Origin of the sequence: Sphingopyxis sp. 2PD (assembly GCF_005503695.1) — a bacterium.
In the GTDB taxonomy this organism is placed as follows: Bacteria; Pseudomonadota; Alphaproteobacteria; order Sphingomonadales; family Sphingomonadaceae; genus Sphingopyxis.
On record NZ_SCMU01000040.1, the window covers coordinates 1 to 20,406 of the forward strand.

At 64.9% G+C, this 20,406-nt stretch carries 19 protein-coding genes; 7 read left to right on the forward strand and 12 right to left on the reverse strand.

Annotated elements, in window-relative coordinates; translation table 11 throughout:
- Positions 1–125: 125 nt before the first annotated feature.
- Positions 126–698 (forward strand): superoxide dismutase family protein, encoded by a 573-nt coding sequence (locus tag FFS18_RS16530; RefSeq protein ID WP_232014754.1) that lies wholly within the window; start codon positions 126–128, stop codon positions 696–698.
- Between the two features lie 244 nt (positions 699–942).
- Here the strand turns inward: FFS18_RS16530 and FFS18_RS16535 are convergent, their stop codons facing one another.
- Positions 943–2,541 carry a spinster family MFS transporter gene (locus FFS18_RS16535; RefSeq protein WP_120217834.1) on the reverse strand — a complete coding sequence of 533 codons (1,599 nt, stop codon included), beginning with the start codon at positions 2,539–2,541 and terminating at the stop codon, positions 943–945.
- 107 nt (positions 2,542–2,648) lie between these two features.
- Between FFS18_RS16535 and FFS18_RS16540 the strand changes: the two genes are divergently transcribed.
- Positions 2,649–3,131 carry a low molecular weight protein-tyrosine-phosphatase gene (locus FFS18_RS16540; RefSeq protein WP_137871681.1) on the forward strand — a complete coding sequence of 161 codons (483 nt, stop codon included), beginning with the start codon at positions 2,649–2,651 and terminating at the stop codon, positions 3,129–3,131.
- Here FFS18_RS16540 and thpR read toward each other — a convergent pair.
- Positions 3,044–3,655: an RNA 2',3'-cyclic phosphodiesterase gene (thpR, locus tag FFS18_RS16545; RefSeq protein ID WP_137871682.1), complete on the reverse strand. Its 612-nt coding sequence runs from the start codon at positions 3,653–3,655 to the stop codon at positions 3,044–3,046. The genes FFS18_RS16540 and thpR overlap by 88 nt on opposite strands.
- 139 nt (positions 3,656–3,794) lie before the next feature.
- Between thpR and FFS18_RS16550 the strand changes: the two genes are divergently transcribed.
- Entirely contained in the window at positions 3,795–4,523 is a 729-nt protein-coding gene (locus tag FFS18_RS16550; protein ID WP_120217836.1) for a Bax inhibitor-1/YccA family protein, read from the forward strand.
- 77 nt (positions 4,524–4,600) lie between these two features.
- Positions 4,601–5,497 (forward strand): DUF2785 domain-containing protein, encoded by an 897-nt coding sequence (locus FFS18_RS16555; protein ID WP_171005347.1) that lies wholly within the window; start codon positions 4,601–4,603, stop codon positions 5,495–5,497.
- 93 nt (positions 5,498–5,590) lie between these two features.
- Here the strand turns inward: FFS18_RS16555 and FFS18_RS16560 are convergent, their stop codons facing one another.
- On the reverse strand, positions 5,591–6,226 hold the full coding sequence (locus FFS18_RS16560; protein WP_137871684.1) for a glutathione S-transferase family protein: 636 nt from the start codon (positions 6,224–6,226) through the stop codon (positions 5,591–5,593).
- Between the two features lie 104 nt (positions 6,227–6,330).
- On the opposite strand from FFS18_RS16560, the gene FFS18_RS16565 reads away from it, so the two are divergent.
- On the forward strand, positions 6,331–7,092 hold the full coding sequence (locus FFS18_RS16565) for a competence/damage-inducible protein A (protein WP_137871685.1): 762 nt from the start codon (positions 6,331–6,333) through the stop codon (positions 7,090–7,092).
- On the opposite strand, the gene FFS18_RS16570 is transcribed toward FFS18_RS16565, so the two are convergent.
- Positions 7,065–8,315, reverse strand: a complete 1,251-nt coding sequence (locus FFS18_RS16570; RefSeq protein ID WP_137871686.1) for a TCR/Tet family MFS transporter — start codon at positions 8,313–8,315, stop codon at positions 7,065–7,067. The genes FFS18_RS16565 and FFS18_RS16570 overlap by 28 nt on opposite strands.
- Positions 8,316–8,458: 143 nt before the next feature.
- Here FFS18_RS16570 and FFS18_RS16575 point away from each other — a divergent pair, with 143 nt between their 5' ends.
- Together FFS18_RS16575 and FFS18_RS16580 are read left to right on the forward strand one after the other, a co-directional pair.
- Positions 8,459–9,241, forward strand: a complete 783-nt coding sequence (locus FFS18_RS16575) for a transglutaminase-like domain-containing protein (protein ID WP_137871687.1) — start codon at positions 8,459–8,461, stop codon at positions 9,239–9,241.
- A 264-nt stretch (positions 9,242–9,505) separates the two neighbouring features.
- Positions 9,506–10,774, forward strand: a complete 1,269-nt coding sequence (locus FFS18_RS16580; protein ID WP_120218387.1) for a site-specific integrase — start codon at positions 9,506–9,508, stop codon at positions 10,772–10,774.
- Here the strand turns inward: FFS18_RS16580 and FFS18_RS16585 are convergent, their stop codons facing one another.
- The 8 genes from FFS18_RS16585 to trbK-alt all read right to left on the reverse strand — a co-directional run.
- Positions 10,775–13,981: a hypothetical protein gene (locus tag FFS18_RS16585; protein WP_052182311.1), complete on the reverse strand. Its 3,207-nt coding sequence runs from the start codon at positions 13,979–13,981 to the stop codon at positions 10,775–10,777.
- Positions 13,982–14,042: 61 nt separating this feature from the next.
- Positions 14,043–15,830: a competence protein CoiA family protein gene (locus tag FFS18_RS16590; protein ID WP_171005348.1), complete on the reverse strand. Its 1,788-nt coding sequence runs from the start codon at positions 15,828–15,830 to the stop codon at positions 14,043–14,045.
- 131 nt (positions 15,831–15,961) lie between these two features.
- The gene (locus FFS18_RS16595) at positions 15,962–16,177 is read right to left on the reverse strand and encodes a DUF2274 domain-containing protein (protein WP_037556048.1); all 216 of its coding nucleotides are present in this window, start codon (positions 16,175–16,177) and stop codon (positions 15,962–15,964) included.
- A complete protein-coding gene (locus FFS18_RS16600; protein WP_052182310.1) occupies positions 16,174–17,397 on the reverse strand; it encodes a TraB/TrbI/VirB10 family type IV secretion system protein in 1,224 nt (407 codons plus the stop codon). Before FFS18_RS16600 ends, FFS18_RS16595 begins: the two co-directional genes overlap by 4 nt.
- Positions 17,394–18,230 carry a P-type conjugative transfer protein TrbG gene (gene trbG, locus FFS18_RS16605; protein WP_081933119.1) on the reverse strand — a complete coding sequence of 279 codons (837 nt, stop codon included), beginning with the start codon at positions 18,228–18,230 and terminating at the stop codon, positions 17,394–17,396. The genes FFS18_RS16600 and trbG overlap by 4 nt, the downstream gene beginning before the upstream one ends.
- Positions 18,227–18,910, reverse strand: a complete 684-nt coding sequence (gene trbF, locus FFS18_RS16610) for a conjugal transfer protein TrbF (RefSeq protein ID WP_037556047.1) — start codon at positions 18,908–18,910, stop codon at positions 18,227–18,229. Before trbF ends, trbG begins: the two co-directional genes overlap by 4 nt.
- A gap of 4 nt (positions 18,911–18,914) precedes the next feature.
- Entirely contained in the window at positions 18,915–20,201 is a 1,287-nt protein-coding gene (gene trbL, locus FFS18_RS16615; protein ID WP_037556046.1) for a P-type conjugative transfer protein TrbL, read from the reverse strand.
- Positions 20,198–20,406, reverse strand: a 209-nt coding sequence (gene trbK-alt / locus FFS18_RS16620) for a putative entry exclusion protein TrbK-alt (RefSeq protein ID WP_137871689.1), incomplete at its 5' end; no start/stop codon positions are given. The genes trbL and trbK-alt, both read right to left, overlap by 4 nt.

The following is a 20,406-nucleotide window of genomic DNA, read 5'->3' on the forward strand; positions in this document are numbered from 1 at the left end:
CCCCCCACCCCGAAACCGACTATCCCCTTGGAACTTGCGCCAAAACGCGCCATCGTCGCGGCGAGGGGATCGAAACGCGCCGACCGGACGTTTTGATTCCGATGTTGATGACAGGGAGCAGCATGATGACGACGGGTTCGTACCATAAACCGGCCATGACCGCGGGCCTCGCCCTGCTTGGCGCGCTCGCGCTTGCCGGCTGCGCCAATATGGGCAAGGCGCCGACGTCCAAGCTGCCCGTCCCCGACGCCTATGCCAATCTGGTCGATGCGCGCGGCGCCGACCGCGGGCGCGTCGACATCTTCAAGGATGGCAGCGGGCTGCGGCTCGAACTCGTCGCGCGCGGCTTTGGCGCGGGCACCTATGGCATGCACGTCCACGCCACCGGGCTGTGCGACGCTCCCAAATTCACCACCGCCGGTCCGCACTGGAACCCCACCGGCGCGCAGCATGGCCGCGAAAACCCGATGGGCGCGCATCATGGCGATTTGCCCAATCTGGTCGTCGAACCCGACACCATCGGCCGCGCGACGCTGCAACTGGTCGGCACCCGCCTGACTGGTGACGGCGCCATGCTCGACGCCGATGGCGCGGCGTTTGTGATCCACGCCGGTCCCGACGATATGAAAACCGACCCCAGCGGCAACAGCGGCGACCGCATCGCCTGCGGCGTGATTACGGCGACGCCTGCGGACTAGGGCCTGTCCTGCTCAGCCTGAATCAAGTCACCGTAGCCCTGAGCCTGTCGAAGGGCGCTTCTCGGCGAGAAGCGCCCTTCGACAGGCTCAGGGCTACGGATCAATTTGTACAGGACAGACTCTAGGGCGCGACCATTCCCATTTGAATCGTCATCTCGGCAAAGGCCGGGATCTCGACCTTGCAACCGAAAGCCCCGATGAAATCCTGGCCTTCGCCGGCAAGGCATGTCACCCCGCTTGCGGATCAGCCCGCGGCGGCGCGTTCGACGATCGTCGCTTCGGCCTGCGGAACGGCGCGATAGGCATAGAGCAGCAGGACCAGCGCGATCGGCGCCACCCCGATCAGCGACAAAATCCCCGTGCGCAGGTCGCCGACCGGCTTGCCGTCGACGATCGTCCCCGCCAGATCCGAAATCTGCCCGACCATATACGGGCCGAACGACAGCCCGACCAGCGTGGTGCCAAGGAAGAAGGCGGCGGTTGCGGTCCCGCGCATCCGCGGCAGCACCAGATCCTGCGTCGTCGCGGCCGCGGCGCCGAGCGCGGTCGCGCCGAACATCCCGGCCAGGAAGTTCATCACATAGAATAGCGTGCTGTTGTCGGTCGTGTAGCCGATCCAGATCGGGATGATCGGCGCGACGACGCCAAAGATGATCATCAGGATGCGCCCCGCCGGATTCTTCGCGCGCAGCGCGTCGGCAAGCCGCCCGCCCAGGATCACGCCGACGAAACCGCTGATCGCGCCATTGGCGCCCAGCCAGAAGGCCAGTTCCTGTTTGGGCAGTCCCAGCACGATCTCGGCATAGGGCGCCGACCAGAAGGCGAGGGCATAAGCGGCGAGGCTGACCATGCCGTAACCCAGCGTCGTGCAGATGAACGCAGGGGTGCCCCAGATCAGCCGGAAGGTCGCGCTATCGCGCGCGCGGAGCGTGCAGGCCCAGGAAAAGACCGCATAATAGCCAAGGCCGACGGCCGACCATTGCGGCAAATTGCCGGTCAATTCGATCATCCACCAGGCAAAGGCCGCAATGGCGGCGGCAAAGCCGATGTTGATCGCCAGCGCCGCGGGGCCGCGCTGCCACGCCCCGATCAGCGTGAAGGGCGGCACGATCGTCGACAGATCCTGCGCGAACTGACGAAACGGCGCGGGCGAGCTCGGGCTCGCCACCCCGTCCATCGCGCCGCGCACCGGCTCACGCAGGGTCGCCACCCACAGCGCCACGAGCAGCCCGGGGATGCCGACCGCCAGGAATGCCGCCTGCCAGCCGACGAGGCCCAGCGGACCGCCGCCCGGATAGGCATCGTTCCACGCCTTGACGATCAACGCGCCGATGAACAGCGAAACGCCGCCGCCGATATACAGCCCCGACGAATAGATGGCGAGCGCGGTGGCGCGCTGTTTCTTGGGGAAATAGTCCGAAATCAGCGAATAAGCGGTGGGGCTGGCGGTCGCCTCGCCGACGCCGACGCCCATGCGGGCAAAGGTCAGCGTGATCTGGTCGCGGGCAAAGCCCGACAGCGCGGTCATCGTCGACCAAAGCGCGAGCCCGATCGACAGCAGCTTCACCCGGCTCCAATTGTCGGCCAGCCGCCCGAGCGGGATCCCGAACAGCGCGTAAAAGACCGCAAAGGCAGCGCCGCCCAGAAAGCCCATGTCGGCGTCGGTCAGCCCGAGGTCGGCCTTGATGTCAACGGCAAGGATGCTCAGGATCTGCCGGTCGATGAAGTTGAGGATATAGACGACGACCAGCACCGACAGCACGTACCAGCTATAGCCGGTCGCCTTGGGCTCCTGAAATTCCGGCGCTGCGGCCGCGTTGGTTTCGCTGGCGGTCTCGGCCATCTGGCAACCCTCTCCCTGACCCACTATCTGTTATCGCTCATGGCTAGCAGAGCCGAAAAATGGCGCAAGTTGAAAGTCGGTTCAACTTCGGCGCGAACAGGAGCGACATGAGCAACAATAGCGACAATGGCCCGGCGATCCTGTTCCTCTGCCTCGGCAATATCTGCCGCTCGCCGCTCGCCGAGGGCGCCGCGCGCGCGGCGTTCGCCGCCGCCGGCATCGCTGCAACGCTCGATTCGGCGGGAACCGGTGACTGGCATGTCGGCCATCCGCCCGATCGCCGCGCCGCGGCCGAAGCCCGGCGCCGCGGCACCGACATTTCGGATCTGCGCGCGCGGCAATTGGTGGTGGAGGATTTCTACCGCTTCGACCTGATCCTCGCCGCCGATGCCACGAACCTGCGCGACGCCCGCGCGCTCGCGCCCGCCGATGCGACCGCGCGCGTCCGGCTGATGCTCGATCTCGTGCCGGGGCGGCAGGGGGAAAGTGTGACCGATCCCTATTATGGCGCCGACGATGGTTTTGCCGCGACTTGGGCCGACGTCAGCGCGGTCGCCGCCGCGCTCGTTGCCGAAACGTCCAAAGGATAGCGCGCCACCGGATGGTAGCGCGAACCGCCATGCCCCATTTCGCTTTCGTAGAGGATGACGTGGTCGAAGACGAACGGCGCGCTCGCCAGATCGCCGTGCTGCGCCAGGAAGGGCGCGACCGGCCCCGCCGACCGGTTGAGCCGCGCCAGCGTGATGTGCGGGACAAAGGCGCGGGCTTCGGCGTCGATGCCGACGCGCGCAAGCAATTGATCGACCTTGCGGTGCAGTCCCGCCAGCGCCGCCGCCGGTTCGACCCCGGCCCAGATGGTGTGTGGCCATCCTTTGCGCTCGAACATGCCCACCCCGGCGATCCGCGCGGTGATCGAAGGCGCATGGAGCGCGCCGAGCGCGGCGGCAACGTCTTCGGCGCGGTGGCGGTCTACCTCGCCGACGAAGCGCAAGGTCAGGTGCTGCTGGTCGTCATCCTGCCAGCGCGCCGCCGATATGCCGTGCATCGCGGTGCGCAGCAGGTCGCGGACGGGGCGCGGCGGACGCAGCGCGACGAACAGGCGGTGGGTCGACATGGCCCCGGCAGCATAATCGCTCGCGCAGCCGCAGCCACCGAAACTTGGGCCATTTCCGGTTTCGCTTGAAAGCCGGAGAGAAAATCACGATATTGCCACCCACGGTCGGTATGGGCTGACCGGTGATGGAGTAATGACAATGGCGAATTGGAACGACCCCAATATGGCGGCTTCCGGTTTTGGGGCCGGCGCGAACGCAATGGACCAGGCCGTCGATGCCGGCCTGCGGTCGTACATGCTGTCGGTTTACAATTATATGGCGTCGGGCGTGCTGCTGACGGGTATCGTCGCGCTGCTCGCCTTCCAGTCGGGCTTTACCGCCTCGATGGTCGGCACCCCGCTGATGTGGGTGGTGATGCTGGCGCCGTTGGCCTTTGTGCTGGTGCTGAGCTTTGGCATCAACAAGCTGTCGACGACGGCGGCGCAGGCGCTGTTCTGGGTCTATGCCGCGGTGATGGGTCTGTCGATGTCGACGATCTTCATCGCCTTTACCGGCACGTCGATTGCGACGACCTTCTTCGCGACGGCGGCGGCCTTCCTTGGTCTCAGCCTCTATGGCTACACGACCAAGAAGGATCTGTCGGGTTTCGGCACCTTCCTGATCATGGGCGTGGTGGGCATCCTGGTTGCGATGCTGATCAACCTGTTCGTGCAGTCGAGCGCGCTGGCGATGGCGATCAGCGTCATCGGTGTCCTGCTGTTTGCAGGTCTGACTGCCTATGACACGCAGAAGATCAAGAGCATGTATTTCTATGTCCGCGGGACCGACTTTGTCGGCAAGTCGGTGGTGATGGGCGCGTTGACGCTCTACCTCGACTTCGTCAACATGTTCACTTTCCTGCTCAATCTGCTGGGCAGCCGCGAATAAGCGGACGGACATCGAACAAATAAGGGAGCCCGGCGGAGCGATTCGCCGGGCTCTTTCTTTTTTGCGGGGGGATGATGATGACGCGGATATGGGCGGCGGTGGGCGCCGCGATGTTGATGACGGCGCTGCCCGGCGCGGCAAAGGCCAATGAAGCTTGTGCGGTCGCGCAACCCGACGATGGCGATCTCAAGGCCTTTGCCGGTCGTTATTTTGCAGCGCCCGACCATGCCGCGATCGACGCGCTCATTGCCTGCCTCGGCAACCCCGACCCCGCGGTCCGCGACGATTTCGCCTTCGCGCTGTGGACGCAGGCACTGCGCGGCAAACATCTGACACACGATGGCCTCCGCCATGCGATGCAGCGGCTGACGACGAGCCTAGCCGCGCCCGACGACCCCGCGGGCTTCCGCCGTCCCTTCGCCGTACTGGCGCTGTCGGAAGTCGCGCGCGCCGATCGCGTCGAACCCTTTTTGACCGACGCCGAATTGCATACGCTCGCCGCAACCGGCGCGACCTATTTGCGCGGCGTCACCGACTATCGCGGCTTTGTCGAGGGGCAGGGCTGGCGGCACGGGGTCGCGCATGGCGCCGACCTGTTGATGCAGCTGGCGCTTAATCCGCGTCTGGCGCGCGCCGATGCCGACCTGCTGCTCGGCGCGATCGCCGCGCAGGTCGCGCCTGCGGGATCGCATCCCTATGTCCATGGCGAGGCGCGGCGACTGGCGCGGCCGCTTCTGTTTCTGGCCAAGCGCACCGACATCGACGATGCGGCGTGGGCGGCGTGGTTCCAGACGCTGCATCCCGGCGATGCGGCGCGCTGGAAAGCTCCTTATGCCAGCGCCGCTGGACTCGCCGCGGTCCACAATAGCACGGCCTTTGCCGACGCCGTCTATGTCGCCGCCAGCGAATCGCAGGATCCGCAGGTGCGACGGCTGGCGCCGCTGGCTGTGGGATTGCTGAAGGCGCTGCCTTAGCTCCGCTGCTTCATTCAAACCGTAGCCCTGATCCTGTCGAAGGGCGCTTCTCGGCGAGGCGCCCTTCGACAGGCTCAGGGCTACGGTGAGAATTTACGCCGGGTTCGCAGCCTGCATCTCGGCGATCAGCGCATTGTCGATCTCCTTCGCGCGCTTGTAGGCGGCGCGGTCACGCAGCGGCGCGACATAGGCTTCGAATGCCGGGCGCGAGGGGATCGTCCCGAATTGCAGCCCCCAGTCGAGCTGGCTGCCGACATAGACGTCGGCGGCGCTGAACCTGTCGCCCGCCACGAAAGATCTGCTCGCCACTGCGGTTTCGAGCGCGTCGAGTGCCATCGCCAGCGAACCGAAACCCGCCATCCGTTGCTGCTCGCCCTCCGGCTCCAGCCCGAACTGTTTCGATATGATCGCCTGTTCGACCGGCCCGGCGGTGAAGAACAGCCAGCGATAATAATCGGCGCGGTCGGTGGTCGGCGGCGCCAGGCCGGCATCGGGGAAGGCATCGGCCAGATAGGCACAGATCGCGGCGCATTCGGTCACCACCTGACCGCCATGGACGATCGCTGGAACCTTACCCATCTGATTGATCGCCAGATAGGCGGCGTCCTTCATCGTCGTGCCATAATCGAGGATGCGCGGCTCATAGGGCGCGCCGACCTCCTCCAGCATCCAGCGGACGATCTGGCCGCGCGACATCGGGTTGGTGTAGAAAATCAGCTCGTCGGCCATCGCGTTTCTCCCTTGCGCATTACGAGTCGAGATTGAACATAACAAGAACAAGGATACGGGTCCACCGGACTTGTTTTGTCGCGGGGTGCGGTTAAGGCAGAGTGATGAGCGAAGAACGCATCTGGACTGCCGCCGTGCTGGTGATTGGCGACGAGATTCTCTCGGGTCGCACGCAGGACAAGAATATCGCCCAAATCGCGACTTGGCTCGACGCGCAGGGCATCCGGCTGCGCGAAGTGCGCGTCGTGCCCGATGTCGAGGACGAGATCGTTGCTGCGCTCAATGCGGTGCGCGCGCGCTACGATTATGTTTTTACGACCGGGGGCATCGGCCCGACGCACGACGACATCACCGTCGATGCGGTAGCGAAGGCGCTCGGCGTGGGCGTCATCGTCCACCCGGAGGCGCGCGCGATCCTCGAACGCTATTATGGCGGGCGCGGGCTGGAACTCACCGAGGCGCGGCTGCGCATGGCGCGCACCCCCGACGGCGCGGAACTGATCCCCAACCGGATGTCGGGGGCGCCGGGGATCCGCATCGGCAATTTGTTCGTGATGGCGGGGGTGCCGCATATCACCGCGGGCATGCTCGACGCGCTGACCGGTCAGCTGGAGGGCGGCGCGCCGCTTGTCGCCCACACGATCGGCGCCTGGTCGCCCGAAAGCGAAGTCGCCGACCTGCTGCGCCAAGGCGAAAAGGAGCATCCGGGTGTCGTGATCGGCAGCTACCCCTTTTTCCGCGACGGCAAGGTCGGCGCCAATTTTGTCATCCGTTCGACGTCGGCCGCCGATGTCGCCGCCTGCGTCGCGATGCTCACCGCGGGGCTCGAGGCCGCGGGCTATGCGGTGACCGACGGCGGCATCTGATCGGGGGCGTCGTCGCTGGTCCGCGTCACGCGCGGCAGGCGGCGCAGCATCAGGATCGCAAGCAGGCCAAAGATTGCCGCCACGATAAAGGCGGCGCCCGGGAAATGCACCGGCGCCTTATCCGCCGTGAAATAGGCCATGGTGCCGGTCAGCAGGATCGGCGCGACGAGCTGGCCCAGCCCCATCGCCATCGCCGAAATCCCCTGCACCTCGCCCTGCGTATCGGCGGTGGCGCGGCGCGACATCAGCGCGTTGAGCGACGGCTGCACCGGCGCCTGCAACGCGATCGGCAGCAACAGCAGGAAGGCGCCCCAGGTCGAGGTGACAAAGGCGTAGCCCAGATAATTGGCAACGGCGATCGCGATGCCGATCGTCGCCGCGTCGCGCTCGCCAAAGCGCGCGACCATCGGGCCGACAACGAACGTCTGCCCCAATGCGATCATCACCCCGACCGCGGCGAGACTCGCGCCGATCATCCCCGGCGTCCAGCCGAGCTGCGCGATGCAATAAAAGCTCCATGTCATCGGATAGACGAGGCTGGCGATCTGCCACAACGTCAGCACGCCCGCGACCCCGCCCATGCCGGGCAGGCCGCGCATCGTTGCGAGCGCGCCGAGCGGGTTGGCGCGGCGCCAGTTGAAGGCGCGGCGGCGCTCGGGCGGCAGGGTTTCGGGAAAGATGAACAGGCCATAGAGCATGTTGGCGGCGGCGAGGATCGCCGCGGCGACGAAGGGCGCGCGCGGGCCGATCTCGCCCAGAAAGCCGCCGATCGCCGGACCGGCGACAAAGCCGACCCCGAACGCCGCGCCGACGAAGCCGAAATTGCGCGCGCGCTGCTCGGGCGGGGTGATGTCGGCGATCGCCGCCTGCGCCGCGGCATAGCTGCCGCCGAACACGCCCGACAGCGCGCGCGCGACGAACAGCCACGGCAATGTCTCCACGATTGTCAGCAGCGCATAGTCGATCGCGAGGCCGCCGAGCGACAGCAGCAGCACGCGCCGTCGCCCGAAGCGGTCGGACAGATTGCCGAGCACCGGCGACGCCAGAAAGGTCGCGACCGCCATCACCAGCCCGATCCACGCTCCGACCTCGATTGCGTGGGGCAGGTCGATGCGCCCGACCTCCATCACCAGCTGAGGCAGCACCGGCATGATGATCCCGAAACCAACCGCGTCGATAAAGATGGTGGCAACGATGAAGGGGATGGTACGCGATGCGATCACAAAATGCCCCGACGAAGAATGGGTTGGCGGCTCATAGCGCGCGGGCGCCAAATCGCGCCAATGCTTTTCGTCGATATTTTTGATTGTGCTGATGTTTTTCCGGCCCTAGCGGCACCGATCCCGTTTTGGAGCGTTTCCAGCCGATGAAACTCGAAATCACCGCCGCGCTGGACTATCGCCTCGGCGATCCGGTCGACCTGATGCTGCATATCGAGGCGGCGGCAATCCCCGAGCAACTGATCCTGAACGCGGTGCTCGACGTCGGCGACTGCGAATATTTTGCCCGCGTTCCCGCGCAGGACATGATCGGCGACCGCATCTGGCTGCGCCGCGGCGGCGAGCTCAATGTCCGGTACCGCACGACGGTCGAAATCGTGCGCGATGTTGTAGACTACAGGACGCTGCGCAAGGTGCCGATGCACCGCTTGCCGGGCGAGACGGTGCAATATCTCAACGAATCGCGCTATTGCCCGGCGAACAAGTTCATCCACTTCGTCCAGGACGAGTTCGGCGATGTCGAGGGCGGGGCCAAGATCGGCCGGATGCGCGACTGGATCGAGGCGCATTTCACTTATGTTACGGGGTCGAGCGATGCCGAAACGGGCGCGCTCGACAGCTTCGTCGAACGGCAGGGGGTGTGCCGCGACTATGCGCATGTGATGGTCAGCCTGGCGCGCGCCGCGGCGATCCCGGCGCGCATCGTCAGCGTCTATGCGCTTGGGGTTCGGCCGCAGGATTTCCATGCGGTGGCCGAGGTGTTCCTGGGCGACGCCTGGCACCTGGTCGATGCGACCGGGATGGCGAAGGCGGACGAAATGGCGAAGATTGCGGTCGGCCGCGACGCCGCCGACATCAGCTTCCTGACCGCCTATGGCGAGATCGAGATGCTGAACCAGCAGGTGACGGTCACGAAACTCGGATCATGAGCGACCCGGCAAAGCCGCTTATTCGATCATGTTGAAAAACTGGAGCGGGCGAAGGGATTCGAACCCTCGACCCCAACCTTGGCAAGAAATTACTGCAAATACCCCAGAGCTTCTTTTTCTACGCCAAGGTACGAAAATCCAAGCATTTGTTGACTTCGGCCTACGATAATTTATCCTAGCCCTACCCTGCGAAGCGGTGATTTTCTATTACGTCCTCATTACTTTTCGAATCGGCCACCCTCGCGTAATATGATGGAGGAACTTGTGGCGCTTGCGAAGCTCAATAAGCGGACGGTCGATGCGCTGGCTGCACCAGCGACAGGCCAGGCATTTCTTTGGGATACCGAGATCAAAGGTTTCGGTGTCCGTGTCGGCGCAACCGGGACGAAAACCTTCGTCATCCAGTATATGAATGAGGAAGGCCGGGTTCGGCGAGTGAAGATCGGGCGCTTCGGCGTGATGACGGTCGAGCAAGCCCGCGAGCTCGCGAAGATTCAGTTGGGCAAGGTCGCCTCTGGCGAAGATCCCGCAGAGGAGTCGCGCCGGGTCCGGAAGGATCTCAATGTCGCCGAGATGTGCGAATGGTATCTCGTCGAAGCGCGAGCCGGCCGCATTCTTGGACGGAAGAACCGCCCGATCAAGGACACCTCGCTCAACATGGATGAGAGCCGCATCCTGACGCATATCATCCCGCTGATGGGCAAACGCCTCGTGCGGAAGCTGACGATCGCCGACGTCGAGGCAATGCAAAATGACATTGCAACCGGTCAGACCCGAAAGCCTCCTTCGGGCGGGCGCGGCGGCCGCCCGACGGGCGGTGCCGGCGTTGCCGGGAGGAGCCTCGGCACCCTCCAGGCCATCCTAGGCCATGCAAAGCACAAGGGACTGATTGCGGAACATCCTACGAAGGGCGCGAAGAAGCTCGCGACCAAGAAAAGGACCCGGCGTCTCAGCATCGCCGAGATCGAGCTGCTGGGTCGGGCGATCGGCCGGGCCGAACTGGGTTCCGAGAACCCCGTTGCGCTCGCAATTGTCAGGACGCTCCTTCTGACCGGCTATCGGCGCGAAGAGGCGCAGGCGCTGCAGCGGCAGTGGGTTAACCCCATGGGCGGCTACGTCGCGTTCCCCGACACGAAGAGCGATGCACAATTTCGGGCGATCGGACCCGAGGCGATCAAGATCGTCGTCGCTCAACCCGAAATAGCCGGCTGCCCCTACGTCTTTCCCGCGTCGAATGGCGAAGGCCCGTTTACCGCCGTCAGCGACTGCTTGGCCCGACTATGCCGCTCGGCCGGCATTGAGGGCGTAACGCCGCATACGCTGCGCCACACCTTCGGCAGCATGGCGGGCGAACTCGGCTTCTCCGAGCTCACGATCCGCGCGATGCTAGGCCACGCGTCGCAAAGTGTGACGCAGGACTATGTTCATATCGATGAAGCCGTGAAGCTGGCGGTCAGCCGCACTTCGGACGAGATCGCAAAACATCTTGAGACTGGCGTGCGGAAGGCGGCAAAGATGAAGTTCGCCGCCTGATCAAGGCGGCGAACCGTCGCGCGCCTCCATTTGCTCGAGAAGCTGCACTCCGATGATTTCCAAATCGGACTTGCCGATATCGGCAACTCTCCGGATCGAGAGGTCATGCTTTAGTATGGCAAGGTCCATCATCAGATCGGGCTCGCCATTCTCCTTCACGTAAGTGGGAACCAGAATGAACGAGCCACCCGCGGGATAGTTATCGAGAAAGAACCTCAGATTCGTGTCGGCGGCAGGTTCGAGCAGCTTGAGGCGGCTCGGCATGCTCACCAGCGTACCAGCGAAATCCCCTGGCTCAGTTCCCGCCATCAATAGCACCGCATAGTGGGACGGGGGCCGACCAGGTAGTTCGCGCAAGATCGCGATGTGGATAGCCCCTTTGGCATCTCGTGCGCCGAACCGTTCGCGCCAACGCTCGAAAATTTGGCGTCCCGCCTCGCGATCCTCAAAGTGCAATCCGACGATCGGGAGATCATGCTGCAGACCGAGCATCACGCCGATCCAGCGGGCCTGCTCCCATTGCGGAATGTCCAAGATCGAGCGCACTTCGACGCTGCGGTGATCGCCAGTCGCGTATCGCTCGCTGATTGTTTCTTCTTCGGGATCAGCCTCTGGCACCCTTACAATTACCGGCCGGTCGGCCTTCGGCGGAAACCGCTCGAGCGATAGCTCGTTCCAATCCGTCAGTCGCGACGCTGGACTGTTCATCGCCCGGATGCGGCTGTTCGAACTCGCGACTGCGGCGCTGACGCGCTCAAGGAGTGATTCTTCCCGAAAAAGCTTCTCCAGAGATATTTTTTGCCGGTCGGCGAGTGAGGTCGCGACGAGCATCAGCGTTGAGAGAAGCAGGAATTGGCTATGGGTTCCGCTCTCACCGAGATGATCGGCGGGTGTCGATCCGGCAGGCCAATGAAGTTTGGCGCGCATGTTATTGCCATCGAAATCAACGTTCGGTGCTGTGGCAACATCGCTTTCCACGAGATCGATATCAAAGCGCTCGACGAATGCTCCGATCCGCAGGCCGATAACCGTAGCAAACAGCGTGTCGATAACCGCCAGCAGGGTTTGGCCGGCGAGCAGCGCTGTGTCGCTGCCCGATAGATGCACCGCGACGCGCATGCCGATAACGCGGGTCTCGATGCTGTGCGGTCGCGGGCTGCCGGTAACCAGCGGCCGACCACCGAGGTCGCCCGCTGGCTGGTTGGCCGCGCGCGCGAACATGCCTTCAAGTCCCCCTTCCGGCTCCTCCTCGGGCTGACGTTCACCCAGGCGCTCCGCATAGCCCAAGGCGTAGAGAAGCGCGCCGCAGGACATAGGCAAACCAAGGCGTTCCAGAACCGTCGGGAGGCCCGCCATCGCCTCGAAGTCATCGGCCGAGCTGTTGAGAAACTGGCAAGTGAGGACGCCATCAAATTCCTTCAACCTCTCGTCGACGCGAACCTTCGAAGCGTCGTCGAGCGGCAGCAACTTTCGGCAACCATTCACCATCCGGATCGCGTCGAGCGCCTCGGGCAGCAGCCGCAACTCGATGTCTATCCAGATGAGGAGCATCAACGCGGGAACGAGGGTGACCGATGGATGGCTATCGTGCTCCGAATCTGCAATTATCGATGCGACAGCAAACAGCGCCGCGGCACGCGCAGCCCAGAGCGTACCGGTGCCCCGATAGGCGACCGCGAGCATGTAGCTCGCTTCGATGAGCTCTTCCGCATATTCGCGCTTGGTGAGTTGATGCGTGGCCCGTCCGAGCAGACGAATTATCTCAAGACGGTCCGCATTTGTGTCGAGCCGCCGCGCCCTTCGCAGCAAAATACGTCCACTCTCGCCTTCGCCGACCCGCTTGCCCATGAAGTCTGCGAGCTTGTCGACCAGTTCACCATAGGCCGGATCGTTCCCGGCAAGCGGCCCCACCTCCTCGATCAGCTGCGCGAGCCGCTCGGCATCATATTCAGCGAGCCCCGACGCCGCTTCGAGGATAGCTTCGGCTTCCTGCCAAAAGGGGGAGATTTCGTCGCGTCGATCGAACGCAAGGGAGGTGATCTCGAGCATTAGGGAGGTCGTGCGCGCTTCGAGCGCATTGTTGGGACGGTCCTTCTGACCCGCAAAAAATTCGAGGCGAGCGACCAACGCGGACCGGCGTTCCGAGAGGCGAACCTGTTCGGCTGAACGATAGCCCTGTGCGACCGCCGTAATCAGGCATTGCAGAAGGTTTGCAAGGCGTTCCGCGTGTCGCGCCGCGGGCGAGCCAAACGCGAGTTCAGCGAACGCGTCAAACTCGCGGTCCAGGAGGTCAAACTCGTCGAACCAGTAGAAGGCCGTCCAAAGCCGCTGATAGCGTGCTTCGATCTGCTGGCTGAGCAGACCATGTTGATCGGCGATGCGGATCGCCCGATCAAATCGCCCATGGGTCTCGAAAGGCGGCCGCTCCAACTCCTTCGAAAGCGTCGCAGCGAGCAGGGCGTCGGTCACGCGCTGCGCCTCGATGCCGGCATAAGCGGCAGGGTCCTGGATTGCCTTCTCCAGATCTTCGAGTTGCTGCGACCGCGCGTAGTCGGCTGGCCCGACACGCGCCTTCTCGTTTCGCTTACCGACTCCGAGATAGTCGACAGCGATATCCTGATTTCCGTGCGTCAGAACCCGGTCGATGATCCAGCTTCGGTCGAATATCTCGACGCGAAAGCCGAATTTCTCTGACAGCTCATCCTGAATCTTGGCGACATCTTTGGAGCGGCCATAACGCGAGGTGACGACGAACACCTTCGTATAGGGACGCCCAGTCGCCGCGATCCCCTCGATGTCCGATCGCGCCTTCTGCTGCCACTGCTTCTTCGCGCTGAAAGCAAACGCCCAGCGCTCGCTTCCAGAGTTGGCCTCGCCGACATAGTGAAGTGTCGTAATCTCGTCGGAGACCGCAAAGGTCTCACTGTCGGCCTTGCTGTCACCGCCGCCCTCCGGGCCCGTCGCAGGCTTCAGATTCTTGCAGACGATCCGCTCGCAAAGCTTCCGACAGAAAATCTCGAAATCATGGGTCTCGTTGCGCGCCGTGACATACTCGAGGCGCTGCTCCAGCTCATAGGCTTCGAGGATGAAGGCAGGCTCGGACCCGCTATCGGAAAACTCGTCGGGTCTCAGCTGGCGCATGAATTCCGAGGGAAGGATGGCGCGTGTTGCCGCAAGCTGATCGGCCGAATCGTCGGGCTGGTCCATAGAACAAGTCTAGAACATCGCGATTTCACACGCGAGCGGGAATTCCTTCCGGCCTGCTCCGCTACACTTTCGGGAGAAGCGCCAGAGCGACTCTCAAATCCGCATCGGTCTCACAAGCTTCGATCGGGCGACGACCGGCAAGCTTCGGGTGCGCACTGTTGAGAAAAAGGTGCGCGCGGTCGGGATCGCGGAAGGCCTTGTTGGAGGCGGTCGTGAGCCGCTTGCGAAATTCCTCCGCCGCTTCCGCCGCCAAAACCCGGCGCTTCCTCACGTCCTCGGCGCGCTCGATATGGCTGAAGGCTCGCCAATAGAGATCGTCGCTGCCACACGCCCACTCGGTGATCGGCACTCCATCGACCACCGTCGATGCGAGCCAGGTCTCGGCCTCGTCCTTGAGCGCGTTTTTCGCGGCAATGGCGAAGTTCCGCCGCCGGCTTTCCTTTGCGTCTTCGATCCGCTTGCGCTCGGCGGCTTCCTTCGCCTCGCGCTTCTGTCGGATACCGTCGCGCCACTCCTGAAAGGGCAATCCGCAAAGATCGTCGACGATGGGAAGGTCGCGATAGCTGCGCGACATGTCGAAGATCGCCCGGACCCGCTTGTCCAGCGCGTGAAAATCATCGCCGCCTTCCGCCGCCACCTTCCAAGGATTTCGGCCGTCGACATTATATCGCCGCATCCAGCGCCGGCTGAAACCATCGGGATCGGGATGGCCGGCATCCTTGGCGATGCAGGCAACGGTGCGCTCAAGGTCGTAGCGATTGTGAACGCGGGCATGAAGATCGGGGTCGACATAGAAGCGCTGCTCGTCACGCTCCCACACCACAGCCTGCCGATCGGTGAAGAGATTGAAGAGATATTCGGTCACGGCTTGGCTGGGCGACCCGAAACTCTCCCGCGAGTAGCCGGCCGCTGCCAGCGCGTTCGGTTTGTAATTGCTGAGGTCGGTGCGCAGCATCCATGTCGGCAGCACGCTCTCGAGATTGGCCTCGTTCGGCCACTCGCCATGGATATGGATGTCCGATCCCGCCGAGTATTTGATGCTCGGCGTGTAGATCAGGGCATGCACGAGCGCCGCCTGCCAAAGCTGCGGCCTTACCGTGAACCAATGGCCCATCCGGCTCTTGGCCCCGAGCAGATAGTCCAGTTCGGCATATTGCAGGTCGGCCATGATCTCCGCGACCCATTCGGTATCGACGGGAGGCTTCTGCGGTCGCTCCCGGATATGCCATCGGAGCGCCTCGCCCTTGCGCGTCGCTTCCGCCGTGACCCGCTCGGACAGGCGCTGCGCGGAACGCTCGCGATCCGGATGATGGATCCAGTGCCGCGGTGCGTCGTGCAAAATCTGCTGGTCGAGTTCGGCGCCATCAAGCTGGCGCCAACGCACTCCGTAAAGATCGATCTCGATCATCGGGCAGCCTGCGCGCGCGACCTTCTGCTGCTTCTCCTCATCGACCGCGTGCGACACCTTGAATTCCACCGCGCGGCGATCGGACCCGATCCACACCATGGCATCGGGCTGAAAATCGCCCTCCGATGTCTCTAGCCTCACCTCGTCGAGCGCGAATTGCCCGCCTTCGAAAACGACCTCCTCCAATCGCTCCTCGCGGAGGACAAGGCTTGGCAGGGTGACCCACCGGACAGCAGCCAGCAGCAGCTTGGCGTAGAGATGCAGGGCCGTCTCGCCTGAGCATCGGCTGTCGGACTGGTGCGCGAAATGCTTCCGCATCTTCTTCGGGAGCCGAAGGGTCAGTCGTTCCTTGCATCCAAGGCAGGTAAAGGGGCCGTCGCGGTGCGATACGATCTGTTCGACGTGCCGAACCACGCCATCGCCGCATGCAGCGAATGGCACCCGCAAGCCCGAGGGATCGGGCTTCGTTGTGCAAGGCCGCGGAGGTTGGGTCGGCCGCTCAGGAGCAAAATGCTCGTCCACAGGGCGATCATAATCGACCCTGTGTGCGCATACAAAATACTCTTTACCGCCTAACGCCGCGCCTTCGCAAAACCGCGATCGGTCGCGACGAACCGTTCCAGCATCGGCGGTATGAGCCGTTCGATCGACAACGGCTCCGACAGGCCATTTTCCTTCGCATGTGCCGCGGCATAGTCAGCGAGATCGCGCGCAAGCTTGCCCGTGAGTTCGACAGTAGCCTTGACCGGCTTCTCCTCGACGATCGGCCCAAGTCGCAGCCGACTCATCTCCAATCCGCCTGCGGCTCGAGAATAAGGTCGCGGGTGACGACTACGCGGAGCGCGAAACCCGGCCGGATGGTGAGCGTCGGACGCACCGCCAGTTCGCGCTCGACGATGCGGCGCCCGGCCTGGCTCGTGCTGTCCTGCATCCCGTAGCGGAGCGCCCGGGCGAGTTCGTCGTCGCCGCCGACGCTGAGCTCGCTCCCGACCCCGAGCAGGGTCGAGACGAGCGCGGCGCGGACCATCCGGCCCCAATGATTGTTCACCCGATCCTCCAGCCCCGACATGCCTGCGGCGTCGGCGCCGGGCTGCCGTTCGAGGCGGATCGATCGTCCGCCGGGCAAGATGAGGCGATCCCATGCGAGGAGCACCCGGCTCTGTCCCGCCGCGATCTCGCTGTCATATTCGCCGATCAACCGCGACCCTTGCGGGATGAGCAGGATACGCCCGGTCGGACTGTCATAGATATTCTGCGTCACCTGCGCGCTGATCTGGCCCGGAAGGTCCGAGCGTATGCCCGTGATGAGCGCTGCCGGAATGACAGTCCCGGCCTGGACGATCAGCGCGGAGCTCGGGGCGATCAGCCGCTCGCCACTTTCGAGGGGCCGTTTCGAACCCGATGCCAGAAACTGACGCCGCCCCTCATTGGCCGTGCGAGGCTCCGCCGCCTGTTCGGGCGCGGCCGCCTCGGCGGGCACAATATCTGTTGCTGCGGAACTTGCGGTTCCGCCCCCCAGAAAGAGCCGGCTCGTCTGGGCGCTCTCGCGCTCCTGCAGTGCCCGCTGCCGCGCCTGTTCGGCGGCCGCCACGCGCGGATCGGGAGGATTGCGCCCTTCCGCGCCGATCGGCGGGACGGGGATGGCTTCGCCGCTCCCCTGCGCCGCAACGATCGGCCGGCCAAGGTCGCCGGGGAGCGGCGGACCGAGCTTCGGCACGGCGCCATAATCGGCGGGTGCTCCGGGGACCGCGTCGGGCCGCGCATTGTTGCTCGCTTCATAGAGCTCCCGACGCTCGGCCGGGGCCGGCGTTCGCAGCGCCCACATGAGCGATGCCGCAATCGCAAGACCGCCGGCCCCGCCGATAACCGCCAGCGTTTTCCGTGACAGACGCATGACCCGCGGAGTCTCACCCGCCAAGCGGAACGCATCGGGGCTCGCAGGGGCGATCGGCGCAACCTCGGCCTCGGCGGGCACAGCTTCCGTGCCCGGCTGTTCGGGCGCCGTCACGACCGGCCTCGCGCGCGCGGCGTTTCGCGTTCGATCCGCACGGCCTTGGCGCCGCGCCCGCTCCCCAGCCGGAGTTCAGCGCGATCGAAAAGGCGGTCGACGATCATGTAACGGCCGTCGACCCGGTAGTTGAGCAGCTCCGCCGCGCCTTTCTCGCCGACCGCGAACAGCGGGGGCATGTCCGCGGTTGCGATCGCAGCACCGAACTCGACGAAGAGCTGGCGCCCATCGTCGAAAACGCGCACCGGCCGCCAGGGGACCTTCGCGCCGGAGATGCGATACGCAAAACTCAACGCCGCGAAATCGATCCCGCCTGCAACCGGAGCGAGCCGCGCCTGTTCGGTCTCGGCGGAGCGAAGCGCGATCAGCTCGTCCTGCGGATAGGACCAGGAGACCGCCGCCATATAGGTGGCGGGGGTCGCGCGCAGCTCGATGTGATAGGTCCGACGGCTGGTGTTGATGACCAGATTCGTCATGATGTCGGGGCGCGTGGGCTTCACCAAAATATGGACGCGGCGCGACGCGCCCGTCCCGCTCACCGTATCGCCGATCACCCAGCGCACGGTGTCGCCGGCCGCGACAGGCCCCGGACCGACAAGCTCCTCGCCTTCCTGCAATGCGATGTCGGTGACCTGTCCGGGGGCGGTGTAGACTTGGAACAGCGCGCCATCGGCCCAGGCATATTTCTGGATGGCGTTGAGGAAGGTCGCGCGCTCGGGCTGGACGCGCGCCGCGTCGTTCGCGCGGCCGACCTGCGTGCGCGGATCGGCGGGTGCCGCCTGCGCCGGCAGCGCGAGCGCGGCAGCGCCGAGAAGAAGGGTAAGGCGGATCATTGGCTGAGCTCCTTCGACCAAGAAATAGCGGTGACAAAAACGCCGAGCGGGTTCCGGCGCAGGGCGTCGGGAGTGCGGGGCGGCTGGATCGAGGTGGTCAGGATCGCCGACCAGCGCGACGTCTCGACCAGGCTGCCATCCTGATAGCGGCGCTCGGTCCAGGCGATGCGAAAGCTGTCGCGCGATGCGCGGATGACGCTCGATACATCGACGGCGACCTGCATCTTGCCGACTTCGGCAAAGGGATCGTTCGCGCGGGCGTGATCGCTCAGCGCCTGCGCGCCCTTGGGCGTGGTGAAGTCATAGGCGCTGAGCCAGTCCTTTCGGAGCACCACCGGATCGGCCGGGATCGAGCGGACATGCTCGATGAAGCGCGCGAGATGGAATGCGATCTGCGGGTCGGTCGGCGAAAAGTCGGCATCGGCGGGCGCCACCGATCTTGCCTCGCCGAGCTTGTCGACCTCGACGACCCAAGGGGTGATCGTGCCGCGGAGCGACTGCCACACGAGCGCCGAGGCGAGTCCGCCCGAAAGCGCGAGACAGCCGAAGAAGGCGAGGCGCCAGCTTTTCGCCTGGGTGCGGGCCGAGCCGATGCGGTCGTCCCAGACCTGCGCCGCGCGCTGGTAGGGCGTAACCGGGACCGGGGACTTGCCATAATGTTGGGACGGGCGTCGAAACATGGGTTCAATCCTTCTGGCTGATGTCGGGAGCGGAGCCGGCGCCATGGCTGTCGCCGGCCTTGAGGGTCTGCGAGGCGATGGTGGCGCCCGAGGTGACGGCCTGACGTCGCTTCATGGCGGCCGCCCAGGTCGGGGGCGACGCCGCGCCGTCGCTCGCGGTGGCAGCGCCGGCCACGGACTTGCCCGCCTGCCCCGCGGCATAGCTTTGACGCAGGCGGTCAGCCGCGGCGCGGAGCGGCGAACCCGCGCCGCGCGCCGTGTCACGCGCCACATTGGCGAGCCCCGCACCGAACGCCCGCATCCCGCTCTTCCCGGCCGCGCCCCGGGCATAGGATGCCGAAGCGCTGCCGGACGCGCGCGAGGCGCCGAGCGCGGTGCGACCGACGGCGCTGCTCGCCGCGCCCGCCGCCAGCGTCGCGCCGGCGGCCCCGGCGGCGATCGTGGCGCCGGCCGCGAGGGTCGTGCCTGCGGCGGCGCCTGCGCCGAGCTGCGGGCCGCCCGCCACGATGCCGTTGGCGACGCTCGGACCGAAGATGCCGAGACCGAGCAGGGTCAAGGCGCCGAGGGCGATCGCCATCACCTCGCGGATGTCGGGTTCGGTCCCGAGCCCCGCGTCCATGAAGCGCTGGAAGAGGGTCGTGCCGATGCCGGTGATGACCGCGAGCACGAGCAGCTTGATGCCCGAGGAGATGATATGGCCGAGGACGCGCTCGGCCATGAAGGCGGTACGTCCGAAGAAGGCGAAGGGCAGCAGGACGAAGCCCGCGAGCGTCACCAATTTAAACTCCAGGATCGTGACGAAGACCTGCACCGCGAGAATGAAGAAGGCGATCACGACGATCACCCAGGCGATCAGCAGGATCAGGATCTGGACGAAGTTGGTGAAGAGCCCCACCGGGCCGACAAGATCGGCGGTCGCGTCGAGCAAGGGCTCGGCGGCATCGAGGCCGGTGGACGCGATCATGCCGGGGCGCATGAAATCGCCGATCGCCATCGCGCTTCCTGCCGCTTTCAGGCCCAGCCCGGCGAAGCTCTCGAGCAATATCGTGGCCAGCGCCTGGAAATTGCCGATGATGAAGGCGAAGACGCCGATATAGAGCGTCTTCTTCACCAGCCGCTGCAGCACATCCTCGTCGGTGCCCCATGCCCAGAAGAGCGCCGCGATCGTTATGTCGATCACGATCAGCGTCGAGGACAGGAAGCCGACCTCGCCGCCGAGCAGACCGAACCCGCTGTCGATATAGGTCGAGAAGACCGACAGGAAATTATCGATGACGCCGGTGTCGTTCATGGCTTGCTCTTTTCGGTCCGGAAGAAATGGCGCCGCTTCGCTTCCCAGGCCGCCTCGCATTCGGGATCGGCTTCGGTGGCGGTTCGGCAGCGACGAAGCGTGTCGCCATAATCGGGGGGTGCGTCCGCCCCGGAGATCGCGGGGGCGGACGCACGGGGCGCGGGCGGATCGAGCGCGGCGACAAGGGCAAGGGTCAGCGCAAGAC

Excerpts from the sequence above, each read along its gene's own strand:
- FFS18_RS16555 (WP_171005347.1), top strand. The coding sequence starts at position 4,601 with ATGACGCGGATATGGGCGGCGGTGGGCGCCGCGATGTTGATGACGGCG.
- thpR (WP_137871682.1), bottom strand. The coding sequence starts at position 3,655 with ATGTCGACCCACCGCCTGTTCGTCGCGCTGCGTCCGCCGCGCCCCGTC.
- FFS18_RS16565 (WP_137871685.1), top strand. The coding sequence starts at position 6,331 with ATGAGCGAAGAACGCATCTGGACTGCCGCCGTGCTGGTGATTGGCGAC.
- FFS18_RS16560 (WP_137871684.1), bottom strand. The coding sequence starts at position 6,226 with ATGGCCGACGAGCTGATTTTCTACACCAACCCGATGTCGCGCGGCCAG.
- FFS18_RS16575 (WP_137871687.1), top strand. The coding sequence starts at position 8,459 with ATGAAACTCGAAATCACCGCCGCGCTGGACTATCGCCTCGGCGATCCG.
- FFS18_RS16595 (WP_037556048.1), bottom strand. The coding sequence starts at position 16,177 with ATGAGTCGGCTGCGACTTGGGCCGATCGTCGAGGAGAAGCCGGTCAAG.
- FFS18_RS16530 (WP_232014754.1), top strand. The coding sequence starts at position 126 with ATGACGACGGGTTCGTACCATAAACCGGCCATGACCGCGGGCCTCGCC.
- trbL (WP_037556046.1), bottom strand. The coding sequence starts at position 20,201 with ATGAACGACACCGGCGTCATCGATAATTTCCTGTCGGTCTTCTCGACC.
- FFS18_RS16585 (WP_052182311.1), bottom strand. The coding sequence starts at position 13,981 with ATGGACCAGCCCGACGATTCGGCCGATCAGCTTGCGGCAACACGCGCC.
- FFS18_RS16540 (WP_137871681.1), top strand. The coding sequence starts at position 2,649 with ATGAGCAACAATAGCGACAATGGCCCGGCGATCCTGTTCCTCTGCCTC.
- FFS18_RS16550 (WP_120217836.1), top strand. The coding sequence starts at position 3,795 with ATGGCGAATTGGAACGACCCCAATATGGCGGCTTCCGGTTTTGGGGCC.
- FFS18_RS16535 (WP_120217834.1), bottom strand. The coding sequence starts at position 2,541 with ATGGCCGAGACCGCCAGCGAAACCAACGCGGCCGCAGCGCCGGAATTT.
- trbF (WP_037556047.1), bottom strand. The coding sequence starts at position 18,910 with ATGTTTCGACGCCCGTCCCAACATTATGGCAAGTCCCCGGTCCCGGTT.
- trbG (WP_081933119.1), bottom strand. The coding sequence starts at position 18,230 with ATGATCCGCCTTACCCTTCTTCTCGGCGCTGCCGCGCTCGCGCTGCCG.